General features: G+C 73.2%; 17 protein-coding genes. 11 read left to right on the top strand and 6 right to left on the bottom strand.

The features are described 5' to 3' along the window. Positions 1-17 precede the first annotated feature (17 nt). Entirely contained in the window at positions 18-1,928 is a 1,911-nt protein-coding gene (locus P1P75_RS11675) for a phosphatase PAP2 family protein (RefSeq protein ID WP_319254284.1), read from the bottom strand. A 439-nt stretch (positions 1,929-2,367) separates the two neighbouring features. Continuing rightward, on the bottom strand, positions 2,368-3,276 hold the full coding sequence (locus P1P75_RS11670; protein ID WP_319254283.1) for a BadF/BadG/BcrA/BcrD ATPase family protein: 909 nt from the start codon (positions 3,274-3,276) through the stop codon (positions 2,368-2,370). Positions 3,277-3,623: 347 nt separating this feature from the next. Here P1P75_RS11670 and P1P75_RS11665 point away from each other — a divergent pair, with 347 nt between their 5' ends. The 5 genes from P1P75_RS11665 to P1P75_RS11645 all read left to right on the top strand — a co-directional run bounded on the left by P1P75_RS11665 (position 3,624) and on the right by P1P75_RS11645 (position 10,156). Continuing rightward, a complete protein-coding gene (locus P1P75_RS11665) occupies positions 3,624-4,757 on the top strand; it encodes an ROK family protein (protein WP_319254281.1) in 1,134 nt (377 codons plus the stop codon). A 270-nt stretch (positions 4,758-5,027) separates the two neighbouring features. Then, positions 5,028-6,359, top strand: coding sequence for an extracellular solute-binding protein (locus P1P75_RS11660; RefSeq protein WP_319254278.1), 1,332 nt, complete (start codon positions 5,028-5,030; stop codon positions 6,357-6,359). A 74-nt stretch (positions 6,360-6,433) separates the two neighbouring features. Beyond that, a complete protein-coding gene (locus tag P1P75_RS11655; protein ID WP_319254276.1) occupies positions 6,434-7,411 on the top strand; it encodes a sugar ABC transporter permease in 978 nt (325 codons plus the stop codon). Between the two features lie 33 nt (positions 7,412-7,444). Next, positions 7,445-8,323: a carbohydrate ABC transporter permease gene (locus tag P1P75_RS11650; protein ID WP_319254273.1), complete on the top strand. Its 879-nt coding sequence runs from the start codon at positions 7,445-7,447 to the stop codon at positions 8,321-8,323. Positions 8,324-8,329: 6 nt separating this feature from the next. Next, positions 8,330-10,156, top strand: coding sequence for a hypothetical protein (locus P1P75_RS11645; protein WP_319254271.1), 1,827 nt, complete (start codon positions 8,330-8,332; stop codon positions 10,154-10,156). Between the two features lie 33 nt (positions 10,157-10,189). On the opposite strand, the gene P1P75_RS11640 is transcribed toward P1P75_RS11645, so the two are convergent. Continuing rightward, a complete protein-coding gene (locus P1P75_RS11640) occupies positions 10,190-10,825 on the bottom strand; it encodes a nucleoside/nucleotide kinase family protein (protein ID WP_319254269.1) in 636 nt (211 codons plus the stop codon). A gap of 58 nt (positions 10,826-10,883) precedes the next feature. Here P1P75_RS11640 and P1P75_RS11635 point away from each other — a divergent pair, with 58 nt between their 5' ends. The 6 genes from P1P75_RS11635 (at position 10,884) to prcB (ending at position 17,937) form a co-directional block, all read left to right on the top strand. After that, entirely contained in the window at positions 10,884-11,279 is a 396-nt protein-coding gene (locus P1P75_RS11635) for an SgcJ/EcaC family oxidoreductase (RefSeq protein ID WP_319254267.1), read from the top strand. A 67-nt stretch (positions 11,280-11,346) separates the two neighbouring features. Continuing rightward, a complete protein-coding gene (locus P1P75_RS11630; RefSeq protein WP_319254265.1) occupies positions 11,347-12,108 on the top strand; it encodes a beta-phosphoglucomutase family hydrolase in 762 nt (253 codons plus the stop codon). After that, positions 12,105-14,450 (top strand): glycosyl hydrolase family 65 protein, encoded by a 2,346-nt coding sequence (locus P1P75_RS11625; protein WP_319254263.1) that lies wholly within the window; start codon positions 12,105-12,107, stop codon positions 14,448-14,450. The genes P1P75_RS11630 and P1P75_RS11625 overlap by 4 nt, the downstream gene beginning before the upstream one ends. A 106-nt stretch (positions 14,451-14,556) precedes the next feature. Then, positions 14,557-16,062 (top strand): hypothetical protein, encoded by a 1,506-nt coding sequence (locus P1P75_RS11620; RefSeq protein ID WP_319254261.1) that lies wholly within the window; start codon positions 14,557-14,559, stop codon positions 16,060-16,062. Continuing rightward, positions 16,059-17,003, top strand: coding sequence for a lysylphosphatidylglycerol synthase domain-containing protein (locus P1P75_RS11615; RefSeq protein ID WP_319254259.1), 945 nt, complete (start codon positions 16,059-16,061; stop codon positions 17,001-17,003). Before P1P75_RS11620 ends, P1P75_RS11615 begins: the two co-directional genes overlap by 4 nt. Before the next feature lie 79 nt (positions 17,004-17,082). Continuing rightward, positions 17,083-17,937, top strand: a complete 855-nt coding sequence (gene prcB / locus P1P75_RS11610; protein ID WP_319254257.1) for a proteasome subunit beta — start codon at positions 17,083-17,085, stop codon at positions 17,935-17,937. A gap of 9 nt (positions 17,938-17,946) precedes the next feature. Here prcB and P1P75_RS11605 read toward each other — a convergent pair whose 3' ends face one another. The 3 genes from P1P75_RS11605 to P1P75_RS11595 are packed head-to-tail and all read right to left on the bottom strand — an operon-like array spanning position 17,947 to position 21,179. After that, positions 17,947-18,678 carry a peptidase E gene (locus P1P75_RS11605; protein WP_319254255.1) on the bottom strand — a complete coding sequence of 244 codons (732 nt, stop codon included), beginning with the start codon at positions 18,676-18,678 and terminating at the stop codon, positions 17,947-17,949. A 60-nt stretch (positions 18,679-18,738) separates the two neighbouring features. Next, on the bottom strand, positions 18,739-19,698 hold the full coding sequence (locus P1P75_RS11600) for a hypothetical protein (protein WP_319254253.1): 960 nt from the start codon (positions 19,696-19,698) through the stop codon (positions 18,739-18,741). A gap of 11 nt (positions 19,699-19,709) precedes the next feature. Beyond that, positions 19,710-21,179 (bottom strand): APC family permease, encoded by a 1,470-nt coding sequence (locus P1P75_RS11595; protein ID WP_319254322.1) that lies wholly within the window; start codon positions 21,177-21,179, stop codon positions 19,710-19,712. Between the last annotated feature and the right edge of the window lie 67 nt (positions 21,180-21,246).

The raw sequence follows: 21,246 nt of genomic DNA, 5'->3' as shown, positions 1-21,246 counted from the left end.
CCCGGCCCGTCACGAGGTCATCGCCGCACGATGCGCACGGACAGCCCCTCGGCCGTGTACAGCGGCACCGCCCGCAGACGGTCCGTGCCGCCGTGCAGCTCGACCCGGCCGAAGCGGCCGCGCAGCGCCGGGGCGTCGATCACACGGACGGTGCTGCCCACGGCCGGCGGGTGTTCCTCGTCCAGGCGCAGGGACAGCACGCTGTCCGCGCCCAGCACCACCCGGCGCGTCACGGTCAGGACCGCCTTGCGCCGGCCGGCGCGCAGCGTCGGCTCCAGCGTGCCCGACTCCTGGGCGAACAGGCCGTGCACCTGGACCGGTTCGTCGACGCGGACGGTCCCGCCCAGCACCCGCACGTCACCGTGGCCCAGCGCGTGCGCGGACGCAGACACCAGGACGCCGTCCTCCACGACGGTCCCGCCGGTGTAGCGGTTGTGGCCGGTCAGGGTGAGGGTGCCGGTGCCCTTCTTCGTCAGCGCGCCCCGCCCGTCGATGTCGTTGCGCCAGGCGTCGGCCGCCCGGAAGCCGCCGGCGGACGCGTCCAGCGTGACCGTCACGTCCGAGGCGAAGGAGCCGTAGCCGTCGGCCGCCGTGAAGAGGTCGAGGCGGCCCCACTGCTCGAAGCCGTCCAGCAGGACGTATCCGGCGGGCAGCGCGGTCGTGCGCAGTACCTCCCGGCGCTGGTCCGCGCTCAGGTACGGCAGCCGGGTCTCCAGCAGCACCTCGGCGCCCTTGGGCACGCTGAGGGGCTCGTCGCGGCCCTCGCGGCGGAGCACATAGGTCAACCGGGGCCGGACCGAACGGTAGTTGGCGCGACGGTCGGCGTAGCGGTCGCCGGCGTCGGAGTGCGCGTGGGCGTTCAGGGTGTCGGCCGTGGTGCCGGTGTGCTCCGTGAAGTAGGCCAGGGCCTGCGCCCGCGCCGCCTTCTTCAGCTCGGCGTTGGCCGGGTCGGCCAGCGCCGCCGCGGCCAGGGCGGTGGCCATGACGCGCCCGCCCATGACGTCGACGGTGGAGTGCATGCCGGAGACGATCCGGGTGTGGCTCAGTTCGAAGGCGCGCGTCACCAGTTCCTGGAACCGCTCGGGCACCGCGTGGGCGAACGCCAGGGCCGCCAGGTGGAAGGCGTTGGTGTGCCCGCTGGGGAAGCCGCCGTCGTCGACGGGGGAGGCGCTGCGCTGACGCAGCAGCTGGGTGACGACGACCACCTCGGAGTCGTAGACCGGGTAGCCGAGCGCGTCGGTGCGCCCCGTGTCGACGACCTCGCTGTCCTCGTTCATGCGCCACGGCCGCGGGTACTGGAACGCGTACTTGCCGGGGTTGCCGGACGCGAACGGGCCGCGCACGGTGTCGACCAGTTTGGCGACCAGCCCGAGGTCCGAGGTGTACGACCCGGCGCCGAGCGCGGAACCGGCCGGGGCGTCGGCCGGGACGGCGTCGCTGACCGTGGTCGGGGGAGTGGTGTCGGGGGCGGCGGTGATCGAGGTGACCGCCTTGGCTCCGGTGCGGTAGAGGCCGGCGAGCGGGCCCAGGGCGCCGATCATCGCGTAGCTCTGGTGCTGGCGGTCGTGGACGAACGCCTCCCTGGCCTGCGCCTCCGTACGGGCGGTGGTGACGCGGGCGCAGTACCGCATGTTGGCACGCAGCACGTCGGGCCGCAGCGCGGTGCCGGTGTTCCAGTCCGCGCCGGTCTTCCAGACCTGCGCCATGCCGCCGAGGACGCGCACCACGGCGTTGGTCTCGGGCGTGAGGTTCGCCATGACGTTGGTCTTGTAGTCGTCGACGAACGCGAGCGGGGCGGTGGCCGCCGTGGCGGCCTTCGCGTCGGCGGCGGTCAGCCAGGAGACCAGCGTCGGCGCGGCGACCAGCGCGGCGGAGCCGCCCAGGGACGCCTTCAGGAAGCCTCGTCGGTTCACGGCGGTTGACGGCATGAGGTGCCTCTCTCGAGTTGTTCGGCCGTGCGGCCGGGGAGGTCGTGCGATCGGGTGCGACGGAATGCGAGTGACTGCGGCTGGGTGCGACGGAATGCGAGTGTCTGCGGCTGGGTGCGGCCGGGTGCGACTCTGAGCGGTTCTGACGAGCCGTGAGTCGAATAGTGCCGACGTGCGAAGATCTACGGCCGTGTCGTGTCCCCACGGCGAGGGAGCGGCGACCGGGACATGTCGTGCGGGTGAACGGGGTGCCGGTGCGTCGCGGCGGGGAGAGCCGGTGAGGCCGGGCCACGGACGGTCGGGCCGGGGAGGGGCCGGCCCGGGACGGGGTGCCGCGTCACCGTCGCGGCCGTGGACACCATGGCGGCCGCGGCCGCTGCAGTCGCGGGCCCGGCGGGCGGCGGCGGGCGGCGCGGTGAGGGTCTGAGCGGGCGCCCGTTCACATCAGCCCCCGTGCCAGTGCGATCGCGCCCTGCACCGGCGGGACCCGCAGGGCCCTGGCCCGTGTTCCCGGCAGCGTCTTCGCCAGTGCCGTGGTGAACGCCTCGTACAGCGCGGGCTGGGCGAGGACGGTGCCGCCCGCGACGACGACGTCGTCCACGGGGACCCCGCGGACGGCGAGCCGGGTGACGAGGGCGGCGAGCGCCTCGCCCGCCTCGGCGATCACGGTCCGGGCGAGCGGGGAACCGTCGGAGGCGGCCGCGAAGACCGCGGGAGCGTGCCGGCCCCACTCGGCGGAGAGGTCACCGGCGCCTTCCAGGGCGGCGCCGAGGGCCGGCACCTCGGGCACCCCGAGCGAGTCGAGCAGCCCGAGCGCGAGGCGGTCGGGCCGCTCGCCGCGGTCGTGGGCGGCCCATACGGCGCGGGCCGCCTCCCGGACCAGACCGGCGGCTCCGCCCTCGTCGCCGAGGACCGCGCCCCAGCCGCCCACCTGGACGGTGGTGCCGTCGGGCAGCCGGCCCACGGCCACCGAGCCGGTGCCGGCGACCAGGCCGACGCCCTGGACGAGACCGGCGGCGGGGACGAGGAGTTCGGCGTCGCCCACGACCCGGGCGGGCATGTCGAGGAGGGCGGTGACGGCGGAGCCGATCCCGGCACCCTGGCGGGGGGTCTCGCAGGCGTGCGCGCCGACGGCGAGGGCGTGGGGGCGGGCCCCGGCGGGGAGCGCGTCGCGCACCAGCGCGGCCAGCCAGCCGGCGGCGGCAGCGGGGTCGTGCGGCCGCCAGCCGGCGCTGGCGCGGACGTGGTCGGTGACGAGGTCGCCCCCCGCGAGCGCGCGAAGGTGCGTCTTGGTGCCGCCCACGTCGATGCCGACCAGCAGGGGGCGCGTGGGAGGGGAGTCCTGCACGGATCCTCTTTCGTCGTTGCGCTGGGCTGCGACGGCGGGCGAACCGTGCTCCTGAAAGGACAGGAGGGAACAGGAGAAGGGGATGAACGAAGCCCCGGGACGGGCCTCTGACGGAGCACGGCAGGCGAGTACCGTGATGTTCGTTAGGAAGTTAACTAACGAAGTACAGTGCGTCAAGAGTCGTCGCGCACTCGGCCACGAGTGCGTTCCGGCCGGGCCGGGAACGCGCGCGAAACGCTTGACGCCGGCCCTCTTCCGACGCCGTACTCCGCGGAGCCGGCCGGCACGGCCGGCCGTCGTGCGGGTGCGGCCCCGTGATCTGAAATGGGGGAACCGTGGAACACGTCGTGGCAAGAGCCCCCCGGCTGACCGAGAGCGCGGGGGCGGTGTTCGCCGTACTGGCCGAGGCGGGCAGTGCCACCCGGCCGCAGCTCGCGACCCTGGCGGGCCTGTCCAAGCCGACGGTGTCCTCCGCCGTCGCGGAGCTGGAGGGCGTCCGCCTCGCGGCCCACTCTGGCACCTCCTCCGGCGGTACGGGACGGACGGCGGCCGTCTACCGCCTCGGTCCCGCCGCCGGGTCCGTACTCGCCGTCGATCTCGGCCCGGCCCTCACCCGGGTGCGCGGCTGCGCCCTGGACGGCACGCTGCTCGCCGAGGCCACCGGCTCGCGGGCGGGCGCCGCCGACGTCGTACGGGAGGCGCTGGTCGCGCTGCCCGCCGATGCCCCGCTGCGGACCATCGTGGTCGCCGTGGGTGACGTCACCGCGAAGGGGGAACGGGGCACCGGCATGCGCCCGGCGACCGCCAAGGCCGGTCCCGTCTTCGACGCCGTGGCCGTCGCGCTGCCGCCGGGGGTGCCGGTCCACCTGGAGAACAACGTGAACTGTGCCGCGCTGGCCGAGCTGCACGAGGGCGCGGCGCGGGGCCGGCACACCTTCGGCTATCTGCGGATCGGCGTGGGCATCGGCCTCGGCATCGTCGTCGGCGGGCGGGTCCTGCGCGGGGCGAACGGCGCCGCGGGAGAGCTGGCCCGGCTGCCCTACCCCTGGGCGGACGGCAGCGAGCCCGGGCACGAGGCCCTGGAGGACTACATGGGGGCCCGCTCCCTGCTGCGCAGGGCCGCCGAGGTCTGGCAGAAGGCCGACGGGCCCTGTCCGCGCACCACCGACCGGCTGCTCGCCCTGGCCCGCAAGGGCAGCGCCCCGGCCCGTGCCGTCCTGGACCGCCATGCCGTGGACGTGGGCCGGCTCGCCGCCGCCGTGATCGCCGTACTGGATCCGGGGCTGGTCGTGCTGGGCGGCAGCACCGGCGCCGATCCGATGGTGCTGCCGGGTGTGCGGGCCGAGGTGGAGCGGCTGAGCTGGCCCACCGAGGTGGTCAGCAGCACCGTCGGTGACCTGGGCACGGTCGTCGGCGCGGCCCGGCTCGCGGTGGCCCGGGGAGTCCAAACCGTGACCGAGGCGGCTCGGGTGAAGGATTGACGGCCTCGGACTCGGTCTGCCAATGTCCGGACAAGCGCTTTCTAAGTCGGCCGGGACGTCGACTTGGGGCAGGCGTCCCGCCCGTACCCGAGGTACGGCAGCCGCACGAGGGCGTGCTCGTGTGACGACGGCCATGGCGGCCGGGGATACGCACCCGTCAGGATGGCGCGGCCGGGCGAGGCCGCTCCACCGGAAGGCGCCATCCAGAGCAGCATCCCCGTGCCGCATCGACCGGCCGGGAAACCCGTCACGCACCTCAGGGAGGACCCGGTGGGTCACCACATCTCGCGCAGAACCATCTTCCGCACCGCGAGCGGTCTCGCCGCAGCCGGCGCGCTCGGCAGTTCGCTCGCGGCCTGCTCCGGCGGCACCGGGGCGGGCAGCAGCACCAGCAAGCTGACCATGACCTGGTGGGGCAGCGACGAGCGTCACGCGGCGTACAAGAAAGCGCTTGCGACCTTCGCGAAGGACAACCCGAAGATCGAGGTCCAGCCGACCTACTCCGGCTACGACGGGTACTTCGACAAGTTCAACACCAACGTCGCCGGCGGCAGCGCGCCCGACCTCATGCAGATGGACACCGCGCTCGTCGCCCAGTACGCCCGCAAGGGGGTCCTCGCCCCGCTCGACGAGTACGTCGGCAAGAGCCTCGACCTCACCGGCTTCGCCAAGACCCTCCTGGCGAACGGCACCGTCGACGGCAAGCTGTACGGAGTCCCGTCCGGCATCGGCGTCAACCAGCTCACCGTCAACCGCAGCGGCCTGGAGGCCCTCGGCCTGAAGCTGCCCGACCGCGAGTGGACCTGGACCGACCTCAAGTCGATCGCCCAGGAGGTCTACAAGAAGAGCGGCGGCAAGACCTACGGCGTCGACGACGGCGGCGGCGGCACCCTCCAGTGCTTCGAGATCTTCGCCCGGGAGAAGGGCCAGACCTTCTTCTCCGAGGACGGCAAGAAGGTCGGCTTCACCGCGGACACCCTCCAGGAGTGGTGGGAGTACTGGGCCGAGATGCGCAAGCTGAACGCCTCCCCGCCGCCGGCCATCACCTCCGCCGCGCACAACGACCTCACCAAGAACGCGGTCGTCATCGGCAAGTCGCTGTTCACCTTCGACTCCGGCGTCTACGGCGCGGGCGGCTCGATCACCGACGCGCAGCTCGACTTCCTGCCCACCCCGCAGGGCGACTGGTCGGGAGCCCGCGAGGGCAACTTCGTCAACGGCGGCGTGCTGCTCAGCGCGACGAAGAAGAGCAAGCGGATCGCGGACTCCGTCAAGATCATCTCGTTCATCGCGCAGAACGACAGCGCGATCAAGGACTTCCAGCTCCTGCGCGGCATCCCGCCGACGGACAAGGCCCGCAACCTGATCTCCTCCGGCCTGTCCGAGACGGACAAGCTGAACATGGCCAACGCCGACTACATCTCCCAGCGCGTGGCCAAGGCGACGAACGCGCTGCCCAACCCGGTCCCCCCGCCGCAGGGCGCCGACCAGGTCTGGGACCTGCTGTTCCAGTCCAACCTCGCCGTGGCCTTCGGCAAGAAGTCCATCAAGGCGCAGCTCGGCGCGTTCTTCGACCAGGCGGCAGGAATTCTGTCCGCGTAGGGCGGCCTGTCGGTTCGGACAGGCCCTCACGAGCGGCGCACGTGGAAACACCGGGAGAGGCCAGGGAGATGAGTATGACCACCGCGAAGACCGACGAGGTCGTGAAGGAGGCGCCGGCCGCGGCGACCCCGCCCGACCAGCGGGAGCGCGATCGCATGCGGCGCCGCCTCGCCAGAAAGCGGGGCGGAGGCTGGTGGCCGTACGTCTTCCTGGCCCCCTGGTTCGTCGGCCTGGCCGGCCTGACGATCTATCCGATGCTCGACTCGCTGTACCTGTCCTTCACCGACTTCGACCTGCTGACGCCCCCGGAGTGGGTCGGCACGAAGAACTACGAGCACATGTTCGCCGAGGACCCGGTCTTCTGGGACTCGGTGCACGCCACGCTCCTGTACGTCGCCGTGTCCGTCCCGCTGAAGCTCGCCCTCGCGCTCGGCGTGGCGATGCTGCTCAACCGGGACCTCAAGGGCATCGGCCTGTACCGGGCCGCCTTCTACCTGCCCTCGCTGCTCGGCGGGGCGGTGGCCGTCGCCATCGTGTGGCGCCAGGTCTTCGGCGGGGACGGTCTGTTCAACGACTTCCTGAGCTGGTTCGGCATCAAGGGCCAGGACTGGATCTCCAGCCCCGACACGGCGATCTACACGCTGATCCTGCTGGCCGTCTGGCAGTTCGGCACCCCGATGGTCATCTTCCTGGCCGGCCTCAAGCAGCTGCCCAGGGACGTGTACGAGGCGGCGGCCATCGACGGCGCCGGCCCGGCCACCCGCTTCTTCAAGATCACCCTGCCGCTGCTGACCCCGATCGTCTTCTTCAACGTCATCCTGCAGATCATCGACGCGTTCAAGACCTTCACCCCCGCCTTCGTCATCAGCAACGGCAGCGGCGGGCCCCTCAACTCGACGATGCTGTACTCCCTCTACCTGTACAAGAAGGGCTTCACCGACCTCGAGATGGGCTACGCCTCGGCCATGGCCTGGGTGCTGTTCCTGGTCATCGCAGGCTTCACGGCGGTCAACTTCATCGCCAGCCGTTACTGGGTCCACTACGACGACTGACGCCTGACGTCCGAGCGAGGAGTCCTTCCCACCATGTCCGCCATCACCCCCAACGCGTCGCCGTTGCACAAGCTCCGCACGGCCACCGGCGCCCGCCGCATCTTCATCCACACCGTGCTCATCGGCGTCGCGGTCGTCATGCTGTACCCGCTGCTGTGGATGCTGAGCAGCTCGCTCAAGCCCGACACCGAGATCTTCACCCACCCCGGACTCATCCCGAACGAGGTGCGCCCGGAGAACTACTCCGAGGGCTGGAGCGGCTCCGGCAACTCCTTCTCCCTCTACATCACCAACTCGCTGATCGTCACGATCGGCGCGGTCGTCGGCAACGTCATCTCCTGCTCGCTGGCCGCCTACGCCTTCGCGCGCTTCGAGTTCCGCGGCAAGAAGATCTGGTTCGGCCTGATGCTCGGCACACTGATGCTGCCCACCCAGGCCGTCCTCATCCCGCAGTACACGATCTTCTACAACCTGACCTGGATCAACACCTACCTGCCGCTGATCGTGCCCAAGTTCTTCGCGGTGGACGCCTTCTTCATCTTCCTGATGGTCCAGTTCATCCGCTCCATCCCGCGCGAGCTGGACCACGCGGCCATGATGGACGGCGCCAACCCCTGGCAGATCTACTGGAAGATCATCCTGCCGCTGATGAAGCCGGCGCTGATCACCACCACCATCTTCACCTTCATCTGGACCTACGACGACTTCCTGCACCAGCTCGTCTACCTCCAGCAGAACGACAAGTTCACCGTCCCCCTCGGCCTGAGGCTGTTCATGGACCAGACCAGCGGCTCGTCCTACGGCCCCATGCTCGCCATGTCGACCCTCGCCCTCCTGCCCACCCTCATCTGCTTCCTCATCTTCCAGAAGAGGCTGGTCGAAGGCCTGGCGACCTCCGGCATGAAGGGCTGAGCAGACGTGTACCTCCCGCACCAGCGCGCCCCGCTGCACGACCTCGCGGACACCCCGGACGCCTACGACGCCGTCCTCGCCGACGTCACAGAGCAGGCCCTCGCCCGGCTCACGCCCGAGGGCAGCCTCGAACACCCCGACTGCGTCGACGACATCGGCGACACCTCCCTCGGTATCACCTCCCTGCTGGCCCTGGCCTGGGAGCGCTCCAGGGACCCGCGCCTGCCGGAGGCCGTACGCCGCAGCGTGGACTTCCATCTGCGCGAGCGCGTCTACCGTGAGGACAACCCCGGCTACCCGAACCTGCGCCTCCGCGACTCCGGTCTGCCGTACGCCCGTTACACCCTCGCGCCGGGCGCGCACCCGATCGGGGACTGGCCGAGCACGGTCTGGGCGCTGCTCCAGACGGTCGACGTGACCGCGGCCGCGACCGGTCTGCTCGACGACGAACGGCGCCACGAGCTGCTCCAGGTCGCCCACGGCTACTGGCGCTGGCTGACCGAGGCGACCTTCTTCAACCCGCAGGAGGCCGGCAACCAGGCCCTCGGCTGTGTCGTCGGCGGCCTGATGCTGGCCCGCCAGCTCCAGGGACCCGACGGCGAGTCGGTCCGCGCACGGGCCATGAGCCTGTACGAGGAGGAGATCCGCGCCCACCGCGTGCGCGACCGCGGCGCCCTCCTGCCCCCCGAGCACGGCGGCGCCTACGACAACAACTACGGCCCGATCTCCCTGTCCTTCCTCGCCCAGGCCCACCGCGTCAGCGGTGAGGAGGTCTTCGCCCGCGACGGCGACGCGCTCGCCCGGTACATCGACGCGCGGCTGACCAACGGAGGCTTCGACCAGGGCGGCCCCCGCTACAGCGAGCAGCACTCCGGCTTCGAATCGGTCCTCGGCCTGCGCTACTTCGGCCACCGGATCGGCTCCGACCTCGGCCGCTACCGGGGCGACACCCGCTGGGGCCGGCACGCGGTGAAGGCCGACGGCGGCGTCGACGGCCACTTCGCGTGGATGCTGGTCTGGCAGATCCAGGACACCACCCGCTGGCACCGCACGCCCGCCGGACACCCGGCCCGCCACCAACTGCGCGCCGGCACCGTCTCGGTGGCCTTCGACGACCGGATGACCCCCTCGGTGATCGAGGCGGGCGGCACCTACTACCTGCCCGCCGCCGTCAGCCGCCAGCACGGCTTCGGCCCCGTCACCGACGGCTTCCTGCTCTGCCGGCCCATGGGCGAGGTCCGTGTCCGCGACCTCGGCACCGCCACCCTGACGGCCAAGCTCGTCACCAAACCCGTCGTCGGCCGCGACCACGTCCTGCGCCACGTGCGCTCCCTGTACGTCACCGACGGCACCCTGCTGTGGACGACGGTCGCCGTCGAACGCCTCGCCGGCACGCCGTACCTGCTGGCGGGCCTGCCGTACGCCGAGGACGACGGCGACCGGGTGCGCCGTACGGCACGCGGCGAGGCCGCCTCGGCCGGCACCCTGCGCCTGACCCATCCGGCGGCCGGGGGCGCGGAACACTTCGACGCCCGCGCCGAACTCACCCAGCAGCAGGCCGCGTTCGCCCTCGCCGCCGACCCGCGCGGCTACGGCGACCCCGACGAGGGCTGGCGCCACCTGGTCAGCTCCACGGCCCTGGAGGCCGGCCCCGTCCCGGACGCCCCCGACGACCTGCACGTCTTCGCGGTCCGCTACGGCTCACCGGACCCGCTGACGGTGTCCGTCACCCGGGACGGAACGGACCTCGTCATCAGCACGGCCGCCTTCACGGCCGTACTCGGCGGCGACGACGCGCACGGGGAACCGGAGCTGACCCTGCGCGAGACCTGAGCACGCGCGGGGGCAGCCGCCCTGCCGCGCACCCTATTGGCCTCGCACCACCAGGTCCGCCCGGTCCCGCGTCGCCGCCACCAGGTCGGCGTTGTGCTGGTCCGTGCCCCGGACCCAGGCCCTGGCCGCCGCGTGATCCTTGCCGAACTCCTCGTGGCGGGCGACGAGCCGGCGCACCCGCTCCTCCTCGTCGACCTCGCAGAACCACACCTCGTCCAGCTCCGCCCGCACGCGTGCCCACGCGCCCGTGCCCAGCAGCAGGTAGTTGCCCTCCGTCACCACGAGGCGGACGGCCGGCGCCACCGGGACGGCGCCCGCGAGGGGCTGCTCCAGGTCCCGCTCGAAACCGGGCGCGTACACGATGTCGTCGCCGTCGGCCTCCTCCCGCAGCCGGCGCAGCAGGGCCGCGTACCCGGCCGCGTCGAAGGTGTCGGGAGCGCCCTTGCGGTCCCGGCGGCCCAGCCGGCCGAGTTCGGCGTCGGCGAGGTGGAAGCCGTCCATCGGCACCCGCGCCACCCAGGGCTCCCCGGCGCCGTTCAGCTCCCGCACCAGGTGCTCCGCGAGCGTCGTCTTGCCCGCGCCCGGCGCGCCGGCGATGCCGAGGATCGCGCGGCTCCGCCCGCGCGCGAGGGCACGCGCGCGGGGCAGCAGATCGTCGTAGGTCAGCACACAGCAGAGTGTCGCAGTCTTGAAGGGAACCCGGACGGCGAGAGAGGGAGGGCACGACGTGTCGGAGGACGAGAGGCGGATCCGCGCGCTGATCACGCGCTGGGCCGACGCCGTGCACCGCGGCGACCTGGAGGCCGTCCTCGCCGACCATGCCGAGGACCTGCGGCTGTACTACGTGACCCCGCCCCACGAGGGGCTGCATGGCCTCGCCGCCTACCGGGCGCTCTGGCCGCCGTTCTTCGCGTGGCAGGCGCAGGGCGCACTGTTCGAGATCGACGTCCTGGACGTCGCCTCCGGCCCGGAGGTCGCCTTCGCGCACGCCCTGCTGCGCTGCGGCACGCCCGAGGAACTGGCCGAGCGGCCCACGCTGCGGCTGCGGCTGACGTTCGGCCTGCGCAAGCGGCGCGGCCACTGGCTGATCACCCACGAGCACCATTCGTTCCCGCACGACTGACCCCACGCCGCCGCCATGTGGCGCGCGCCACCCGGTGGGGACCCGGCGGACGGGGAACGGGTCCTGTATGACGACGACGCTCGGTCTCCCGGACACGATCCAGGCCTGCCTCTTCGACCTCGACGGGGTCGTCACCCGGACGGCCGTGGTGCACGCGGCCGCCTGGAAGGAGATGTTCGACGCCTTCCTGCGCGAACGCGACGGCGCGCGGTACCGGCCGTTCGACTCCTCCCACGACTACGACGAGTACGTCGACGGCCGCCCGCGCGCCGACGGCGTCCGCACCTTCCTGGACTCCCGCGGCATCCACCTGCCCGAGGGCGGCCCGGACGACCCGCCGGACGCGGCGACGGTCCACGGACTCGGCAACCGCAAGAACGAACTGCTGCTGGCGAGGATCCGCACCGACGGCGTCGAGGCCTACGACAGCACCCTGGGCTATCTGCGGGCCGTCCGCGCGCGGGGCCTGCGCACGGCGGTCGTCTCCTCCAGCGCCAACACCCGTGACGTGCTGCGGTCGATCGGCGCCGAGGACCTGTTCGAGGTACGCGTCGACGGCCTGGTGGCCGCCGAGCGCGGCCTGCCCGGCAAGCCGCACCCCGACACCTTCCTCGCCGCCGCCCGCGACCTCGGCGTCGCACCGGAGCGGGCCGCCGTCTTCGAGGACGCGCTGGCCGGCATGGACGCGGGACGCTCCGGGCACTTCGGGTACGTCGTGGGCGTTGACCGGGTGGGGCAGAGCGACGCCCTGTACGCCCACGGCGCGGACGTCGTCGTGAGCGACCTGGCCGAACTGGCCGACCCGGCCGACCTGGGGGAGCACGAGTGATCACCGACCGGTCCTACGCCGTCGAGCCCTGGTGCGTGCGCGAGACGCGCCTCAACCTCGACGTCCTCGCCCAGAGCGAGTCGGTGTTCGCCCTGTCCAACGGGCACATCGGCTGGCGCGGCAACCTCGATGAGGGCGAACCCCACGGCCTGCCCGGCACCTACCTCAACGGCGTCCACGAACTGCACCCGCTGCCCTACGCGGAAGCGGGGTACGGCTATCCGGAGTCCGGCCAGACCGTCATCAACGTCACCAACGGCAAGATCCTGCGGCTGCTCGTCGACGACGAGCCGTTCGACCTGCGCTACGGCCGGCTCGTCTCCCACGAACGCGTCCTGGACCTGCGCCGCGGAGTCCTGGAACGCACCTGCGAGTGGACCTCGCCGGCCGGCTCGACGGTCCGGGTCCGCTCCACCCGGCTGGTCTCCCTCACCCAGCGCGCCGTCGCCGCCATCGCCTACGAGGTGGAGGCCGTCGGCAGCCGCTCCCGCGTCGTCATCCAGTCCGAACTCGTCGCCAACGAGAGCCTGCCCGAGCCCGACACCGACCCGCGCGCCGCCCGTGCGCTGAAGTCGCCGCTGGAACCGGAGGAGGACGTCGCCGTCGGACAGCGGCTGCGGCTCGTGCACCGCACCCGGCGCAGCGGACTGCGCGTCGCCGTCGCCGCCGACCACACCGTCACCGGCCCCGAGCGCACCACCACCGGCAGCGAGAGCAATGTGGACGTGGCCCGCCTCACCGTCACCTCCGTGCTGGAGCCCGGCGAGACGCTCCGGGTGGAGAAGCTGGTCGCGCACGGCTGGTCCGGCGCCCGCTCCCGGCCGGCGATGAGCGACCAGGTGGAGGCGGCTCTCGCGGCGGCCGGACACAGCGGCTGGCAGGGACTCCTCGACGACCAGCGGGCCTACCTCGACGACTTCTGGGCCGGCGCGGACGTGGAGGTCGACGGCGACGAGGAGATCCAGCAGGCCGTCCGCTTCGCCCTCTTCCACGTCCTGCAGGCCGGCGCCCGCGCCGAACGGCGTGCCATCCCCGCCAAGGGCCTCACCGGCTCCGGCTACGACGGCCACGCCTTCTGGGACACCGAGACCTTCGTTTTGCCCGTCCTCACCTACACCGCGCCCGGCGCCGTGGCCGAGGCCCTGCGCTGGCGGCAGGCCACCCTGGACGCGGCCCGCGAGCGCGCCGCCCAGCTCGGACTGAGCGGCGCCGCGTTCCCCTGGCGCACCATCGGGGGCTCGGAGGGGTCGGCGTACTGGCCGGCCGGCACCGCCGCGTTCCACGTCAACGCGGACATCGCCGACGCCGTCGTCCGCTACGTCGCGGCGACCGGCGACACGGACTTCGAGCGGGACACCGGCGTCGAACTGCTGGTGGAGACCGCCCGCCTGTGGCGCTCCCTCGGCCACCACGACGCGCACGGCGTCTTCCACATCGACGGCGTCACCGGCCCCGACGAGTACAGCGCGGTCGCCGACGACAACACGTACACCAACCTGATGGCACGGGCGAACTTCCTGTCCGCCGCCGAGGCGGTCGAGCGGCACCCCGAGGAGGCCGCCCGGCTCGGCGTCGACGAGGAGGAGTCCGCGGCCTGGCGGGACGCCGCCGCGGCCGTCCACATTCCGTACAACGACGAACTCGGAGTGCACGAACAGCACGCCGGCTTCACCCGCTACCAGCGCTGGGACTTCGACGGAACCCGACCCGGCCAGTACCCCCTGCTGCTGCACTTCCCCTACTTCGACCTCTACCGCAAACAGGTCGTCAAACAGGCCGACCTGGTGCTGGCGATGTACACCTGCGGCGACTTCTTCGACGAGGAGCAGGTCGCCCGCAACTTCGCCTACTACGAGCCGCTCACCGTCCGCGACTCCTCCCTCTCGGCGTGCTGCCAGGCCGTCGTCGCCGCCCAGGCGGGCCATCTGCGGCTGGCCTACGCCTACACGGCCGAGGCCGCCCTGATGGACCTGGCCGACCTGGAGCAGAACACCCGCGACGGACTGCACATCGCCTCGCTGGCCGGCACCTGGATGGCGCTGGTCGCCGGGTTCGGCGGGCTGCGCCGCGACGGCGACCGGACCCTGTACTTCTCGCCCCGCCTGCCGGAGGCGTTCAGCCGCCTCGCCTTCTCCCTCCAGTTCCTCGGCCGCCGCCTGCACGTGGAGGTCGGCCCCGACAAGGCCACGTACACCCTGCTCTCCGGGCCGCCGCTGACGATCGCTCACCACGGGACGCCGGTCCACCTCAACGGCGACGGACCCGCGGTGCGGCCCGTCCCGGCCGCACCCGTGCGCCCCGAACCGGAGCAGCCGAGGCACCGCAAGCCCCACGTCCGCTGACCGCCGCGGGCACCCGCCCGCACAGCTGGCCGTATATCACCCTGCGTGCCCGGCCCTCACGCGTTAGTTTGGCCATGTTTTTCCGTTTACGGGCAAGGGGTGGAGCATGGCGGAGGGCACGAACGCGACACTCGCCGGCGCGCGGCGGGGCGAGCCGGCGACCGTGCCCGGCGTACCCTGGCGGGCGCCCGGCTCCTGGCTGCTCGCGGCCGTCGCCGGCGCCTTCACCGTGGCACAACTCGTCCTGGTCGGACCGGGCCTGGGCCTCGGCTGGGACGAGACCGTGTACGTCAGCCAGATCTCCGCCCAGGCCCCGCCCGCCTTCTTCAGCGCGCCGCGCGCCCGCGGGGTGCCCCTGCTGGTCGCGCCGGTCACCTCCTGGTCGACGTCGACCGAACTGCTGCGCGTCTACCTGGCCGTCCTGTCCGGCCTCGGCCTCTACCTGGCCCTGAGGGTGTGGCGCCCCTTCTTCCCGCCCCGCGTCCTGGCCGCCGGAGGCGCCCTCTTCGCCTCCCTGTGGATGACGCTGTTCTACGGCCCGGCGGCCATGCCCAACCACTGGGTCGCGCTCGGCGCCCTGATCTGCGTCGGCTGCTTCCTGCGGGTCCGCGCCGACCGCGCCGACCGTGCCGACCGGGCGGCCCTGTGGGGCGTCGCGGCGGGCGCCGCCCTCATGGCCTGGATGCGCCCCACCGACGCCGTCTGGACCACGCTGCCCCTCCTCGTCCTGCTGGTCCCGGCCCGCAACCTGCGGCTGGCCCTCGCCCTCCTGGCGGGCCTCGCGACCGGCGGCGGCCAGTGGATCATCGAGGCGTACCTCAGCCACGGCGGCCTCGCCGAACGGCTCTCCGAGGCCTCCCGCATCCAGGGCGGCCTCGGCTGGAACCTCGCCGTCGACGACCAGCTGCGCAGCCTGGTGGGCCGCACCCTGTGCCGCCCCTGCACCGCCGAGATGCCCCACCCGGTGATCGTGGCCTGGTGGTTCGCGCTGCCGCTGCTGGCCCTCGCCGGCCTCGCGGTGGCGGCCGGGGCCCGCCGCACCAGGCCCACGCTGCTGCCGCTGGCCTGCGCCGCGACCGCCGCCGTGCCGTACCTCTTCCTGATCGGCTACGCCGCCCCCCGCTTCCTGCTCCCCTTCTACGCGCTGCTCGCACTCCCGGCCGCCGACGCCCTGTGCCGCCTGGTCACCGCGCCCCGCGGCCGTCTGCGCCCGGTCGCCGCCGCGGCGGTCGCGCTCGGCCTCGCCGGACATCTGGCGGTGCAGTACGTCGTCCTCGACCGCACCGTGGACCGCACCGCCGCCGACCGCCGCGACTGGACCCGGACCGTCGCCGACCTGCACCGGCTCGGCGTCCGCCCGCCCTGTCTGCTCACCGGCACCGAGGCCATCCCCATCGCCTACTACGCCGGCTGCTCCTCGGCCAACCCGCGCGGCCACAACGCCAACATCACCGAGGCGGGCATCCTGCGCACCGCCGGCCGCGTCCCGACCGCCGCCCTCTCCCTGCCGGGCGCCCCGCCGCCGGCGTACGCCCGCGGCTGGCGGACCCATCCGTCCGCCGGGCTCGACGTGCACCTCGCGCCGACACCGCCCGGGGACAGGGCGCGATGACGGCCGAGCGGACCACCGTCAGGGCCGGCCGCGCGCACGGCACCTACTGGCGGACCGCGCTCAGCCTCGCCGTCCTGGCCGCCGCCGTCTGGCTCGCCCACCGGCACTGGCCCGTCCTGCACACCGCAGCCGTGCGGCTCGCCGGGGCCGACCGGCGCTGGCTGCTCGCCGGGGCGGTGGCGGCGTCGGGGACCTGGCTGTGCGCGGCGGTCGCCCAGCAGGGCTCCGTCGTCCCACGGTTGCCCCGCGGGCCGCTGGTGGCCGCGCAGTTCGCCGCGTCCGCCGCCAACCACCTGCTGCCCGCCGGGCTGGGCGCGGGGGCCGTCAACGTGCGTTTCCTGATGCGCCGCGGACTGACCGCGGGGCGCGCGACGACCGCCGTCGCCGTCAAGGCCACGGCCGCCGCGCTCGCGCGTGCCGCCCTCCTCGCCGTGCTCGCCGCGGCCTGTCCGGGCCTGCTGCGGCTTCCGTCGGGCTGGGGAGGCTGGGCCGCACTCGCGGTCGTGGCCGTCGGCGCGGCGCTCGTCGCGGCCCTGCGCCACCACGCCCGCTGCCGGGCCGCCCTGACGGCCGTGTGGGCCGATGTCAGGGCCGTGCACGCCGTTCCGCGCCGGGCCGCGGCCCTGTGGGGCGGCTCGCTGGCGTTCGCCGCGCTGCACGCGTGCGTGCTGATCGCCGTCACCCGGGCCGTGGCCCTGCCACTGCCCGCGCCGGAGGTGGCGCTGCTCTATCTCGCCGCGAGCGGTGCCGCCGCCCTGCTGCCCACACCGGGCGGCATCGGCTCCCTCGACGCGGCCCTCGGACTCGCCCTGGTCACCGCCGGGGCACCGTCCGAGGGGGCCGCCTCCGCCGTGCTCGGCTACCGGCTCCTCACGCTGTGGCTGCCGCTCCTGCCCGGCCTGCTGGTGCTCGGCGTCCTGGTGCGGCGCAGGACCCTGTGACCGGCCTCGCACGTTTCTGGGGCGCCCGCACCTGGTAGGACTCCGATGCGGGACGGCCCGGCGGACGAGGGGGAGTGCCATGGCGTGGAACGACGACGGCGGACGGCTGGGGGCGGAGTTCTTCACTCCCGGCACCGCATCCTTCACCGACTTCCTGGCGGCCCACCGCCCCGGACTGCTCAGCACCCGCAGCGTCCTCCCGGACGGTGTACGCGCCGCGCCCGACCAGGTCCCGCACGGCACCACCGTGCTGGCGCTCACCTTCCGCGACGGCGTCCTGATCGCCGGCGACCGCCGGGCCACCATGGGCAACGTCATCGCCCAGCGCGACCTGGAGAAGGTGCACCCGGCCGACGACCACACGGCCGTCGCCTTCGCCGGCACCGTCGGACTCGCGCTGGACCTGGTGAAGCTCTACCAGGTCGAGCTGGCGCACTTCGAGAAGATCGAGGGCACCGCGATGACGCTGAACGCGAAGGCGCGCCGCCTGGCAGGCATGATCCGCGGAAACCTCGGCCAGGCCATGCAGGGCCTCGCCGTGGTCCCGCTGCTCACGGGCTTCGACGCCTCGGCGCCCGAGGGCCGCAGGGGCCGCATCTTCAGCTACGACGTCGTGGGGGGCCTGTACGAGAAGCGGGACTTCCACGCCGAGGGCTCCGGATCACCGTACGCCAGGGGCGCGTTGAAGAAGCTGTTCCGGCCGGGCATGGACCGGCGCGAGGCCGCGCTGGCCGCCCTCCAGGCGCTGTACGACGCGGCGGACGACGACTCCGCTACCGGCGGCCCGGACCTCAACCGGCGGATCTTCCCCATCGTGTCGGTCATCACCGAGGACGGCTTCGAGCGCCTCCCCGAGTCGGAGACGGCGGCGCTCAGCCACGAGATGATCGAGCAGCGGCAGAGCCTGCCGGACGGTCCCCGCACGACTCCGTGACCGGATCTCTCAGGCCGTGACGGGCACTTCGGTGGTGCCGCCCCGGCCGTCCGCCTCGACCCGGTACAGGCGGGCGGCCGCCGTCCGGCCGACCGTCTCCGTCAGTGTGCCGTCCGTGAACAGGGCGCCGGCACCGTCGTCCAGGGCCCAGCCGGCGGGCAGGGCCCCCGAGGCCACCGCCCGGCGGTAGGAGGGGCGGCGGCCCGGCTCGCTGTCGTAGTGCGGGCAGACCGAACCGGGCAGCAGGCCCAGGCCGTCGGGGAGATGGGTCAGCGGGCCGAAGGAGTCGGTGTGGGAGCCCTCGGCCCAGCAGTTGGCGCCGGCGCTGATGCCGCAGAGCAGCGTGCCACGGTCGCAGGCCTCGGTGAGCAGCCGGTCCACGCCGTGCGTGCGCCACACCGCCAGCAGGTTCGCCGTGTTGCCCCCGCCCGCGTAGACGACGTCCTGCCGCAGGAGGAACGCGCGCAGGGACGCGTCGTCCGGCTCGCGGCGGAACAGGCGCAGCACGGACGGCTCGCAGTCGAGGGCGCCGAACGCCGTCAGGAACCGGTCGACGTACCCCTCGGCGTCGCCGCTCGCCGTCGGCACGAAGCAGACCTTCGGGCGGGTTGCGCGGGCACGGCTCAGCACCCAGGTGTCGAGCACCGCGTCGGCGTCGGTGGAGAAACCGCCTCCGAGGAGGGCGATACGGCGAGGGCCGCCGGGCAGGTCGGACACGGGTGCGTCGGAGGAAAGGGGCATGGTCCAGTGTGACTCGCGGGCCGTGACTCGTGACTCGTGGGCCGTGGGCCGTGGAGTCGCTCAGGCGTGCGGCGTCCATTGCGCTCGCCGGCGCACGATCTGCTGCACCGGATCCCCGGTGTACGACCACGGGGCGCGGGTGAAGCGGCGGCCCAGCATCCGCAGGAGCGGGTCCGCGACCTCCTGAGCGCCCGCCAGACAGGCAGCGTGCGCCAGGTAGTTGACGTCGCGCAGTTCGCCGGGGGCCACCTCGGAACCGGCGCGGGCCATGATCCAGCGCTCCCAGGTGCGGCGGACGTCACCGAGGGCGCCGTCGTGGTTCCAGTGCCGGCCCAGACTCACCGACGTGGAACTGTCGCCGGCCGTGTCGACGGCGTGCCGGTACTCCTCCACGCGCGCGTACTGCACCAGCACCGGCAGCGCGCAGCCCGCCGGGGCCGCGCCCGCCGCGTCCCGCGCGAAGTCGTACATCAGTCCGTGCGTGCCGTGCCAGCGCGCCGAGTAGTAGTGCAGCACCTGGAGGTGGCCCTCCATGCTCTGCGGGTCGCGCCGGTGCAACTCGTCCCACCAGCGGGCCAGTTCCTGCCGTCGTACGCCCGAGGGGTACAGCCGCGCCACCGAGATCAGCGAGATCCACGGCGTCGGATCGTCCGGAGCGGCCTCGGCCGCCGCGAGGCAGGCCAGCACCGCGGCGTCCACCCGGTGCTGGCCGATCGGCACCCCCCGGCCCGCCGCGATGGCCACGTTGAACGCGCGGGTGGTCTCGGTGGCCGCGCGCAGCACCAGCGCGTCCGCGCTGTGCGGCTCGGCCGCCAGCCAGGTCTCCACCGTCGAACTCCCCGCGCAGGCCTGCGCGAGGAGCCGCATCCGGTGTCCGCGGGCCGTCCAGTGCGGGCCGGTGACCCGCAGGAGTTCGCGCAGGCCCTGCCAGCGTCCGATGACGATGTCCTGCCGGGCGGAGGAGAGGGCGGTGTCCCCGCAGTCGGGGTCGAAGTCGGGAGCGAAACGGATCCGCGCCATCGGGTCCCCCTCTAGAAGTCGGTGGGGAGACCCTCGTGGGCGGCGGAGTGCGCGGGCACGGTACCTCCCGGCAGGTAGTCGGCGCGGACGGTCCGGGAGGCGTCCAGCCGGGCCGGCCGGTAGTAGTCGCTGCCCTTGCGCCAGTACCACAGCATCGGCACCAGGCCCGCCACGAGCCCGCCGAGGCCGATCGTGATCGCCGCCGTGCTCAGCTCGCCCAGCGACTCCACGAAGATCCAGAACATGAACAGGGCGCCGCCCAGCGGCCACAGCCCGCCGAAGAGGAAGGCGGACGGCGACTTGAGCAGCGTCCTGCGGTAGGCGACGACGGCCGCGAGCCCGGCCAGGCCGTAGTAGACGGCGATCTGGAGCCCGATCGCCGAGATCGCGTCGGAGAGGATGTCGCCCACCGAGCCCAGCGCGTTGGAGGCGACGAACATGCCCAGCGCCACCGCGCCGACCACGGCGATCGCCACCCACGGTGTGTTCCACGTGCCGTGCACCCGGCCCAGCGCGGCCGGCATCGTCCGGTCGCGGCCCATCGCGAACAGGGAGCGGGTGACCTGGATGAGGGTCGTCTCCAACGTGGCGACGGTGGACAGCAGCACGGCCACGACCAGCAGCTTGCCGCCCCAGCCAGGCCACACCTCCTCACCGAGCACCGCGAGCACGTTCGCGCCGTTCTCCTCGACCTGACGGGCGCTGAGGATGACGTTCACCGCGATGGTGAACACCTCGAAGAGAAGGAAGACGACGCCCACCCCGATCAGGCCCGCGAGCCCCGCAGTGCGCCGGCTGTCGCGGGTCTCCTCGCTGAGGTTGCTGGTCACGTCCCAGCCCCAGTAGTAGAAGGCGGCCACGAGGGCACCCGACGCGAACCCTGACACGCCGTCGAACTGGCCGAGACCCAGCCAGGACCAGTCGAAGGCGCGGGCGTGGTCGGTGTGGAAGACCGCGAGGACGGCGAACAGCGCGAGGATCACCAGTTCCACCCCCGACATGACCAGCTGCGCCCGCACCGTGAGCCGGGCGCCGCCCAGCACCACGCCCAGCATCAGCAGGAACCAGGCGGCGCCCACCACCGTGGACAGCGCCGTGTCGTCGGCCAGGCCCTCGTCGAACAGGGAAAGGGTCATCGACCCGGCCGGCAGCGAACCCGCCACCATGAAGATCGTCGTGGACATCACCAGCGCCCAGCCGCTGACGAAGCCGAGGAACGGGTGGAGGGTGCGGGCCACCCAGGAGTAGCCGGCCCCGGCGTTGACGTCGATCCGGCCGAGATTGCGGAACGCCAGCGCGATGCCCAGCATCGGTATCGCGCAGTACAGCAGCGCCGCCGGACCCGCCATCCCCACCGCTCCGGCCAGCACCGCGGTGGTGGCGGCGATCGAGTACGCGGGTGCGCTGCCCGCGACCGCCATCACCACCGTGTCGAACATGCCGAGGGCGTTCGCCTGAAGCCCTCTGCCGTTGTTGTTCATGGTCGTGCCGCTTTCCGTCGTGCACACCGACGGGGCAGGGGAGGCCCGCCGGCGTAGAGGGGGGTGG

Source organism: Streptomyces sp. ID05-39B (assembly GCF_033794725.1).
Taxonomy (GTDB): Bacteria; Actinomycetota; Actinomycetes; order Streptomycetales; family Streptomycetaceae; genus Streptomyces; species Streptomyces bobili.
The sequence above is the reverse complement of the archived record's forward strand: the minus strand, read 5'-3'. Positions and strand labels throughout refer to the sequence as shown.

Bases quoted from the DNA above. Each gene is read 5' to 3' on its own strand.
- P1P75_RS11655 (WP_319254276.1), top strand. From the start codon at position 6,434: ATGACCACCGCGAAGACCGACGAGGTCGTGAAGGAGGCGCCGGCCGCG.
- P1P75_RS11620 (WP_319254261.1), top strand. From the start codon at position 14,557: ATGGCGGAGGGCACGAACGCGACACTCGCCGGCGCGCGGCGGGGCGAG.
- P1P75_RS11595 (WP_319254322.1), bottom strand. From the start codon at position 21,179: ATGAACAACAACGGCAGAGGGCTTCAGGCGAACGCCCTCGGCATGTTC.
- P1P75_RS11605 (WP_319254255.1), bottom strand. From the start codon at position 18,678: ATGCCCCTTTCCTCCGACGCACCCGTGTCCGACCTGCCCGGCGGCCCT.
- prcB (WP_319254257.1), top strand. From the start codon at position 17,083: ATGGCGTGGAACGACGACGGCGGACGGCTGGGGGCGGAGTTCTTCACT.
- P1P75_RS11650 (WP_319254273.1), top strand. From the start codon at position 7,445: ATGTCCGCCATCACCCCCAACGCGTCGCCGTTGCACAAGCTCCGCACG.
- P1P75_RS11600 (WP_319254253.1), bottom strand. From the start codon at position 19,698: ATGGCGCGGATCCGTTTCGCTCCCGACTTCGACCCCGACTGCGGGGAC.
- P1P75_RS11675 (WP_319254284.1), bottom strand. From the start codon at position 1,928: ATGCCGTCAACCGCCGTGAACCGACGAGGCTTCCTGAAGGCGTCCCTG.
- P1P75_RS11630 (WP_319254265.1), top strand. From the start codon at position 11,347: ATGACGACGACGCTCGGTCTCCCGGACACGATCCAGGCCTGCCTCTTC.
- P1P75_RS11615 (WP_319254259.1), top strand. From the start codon at position 16,059: ATGACGGCCGAGCGGACCACCGTCAGGGCCGGCCGCGCGCACGGCACC.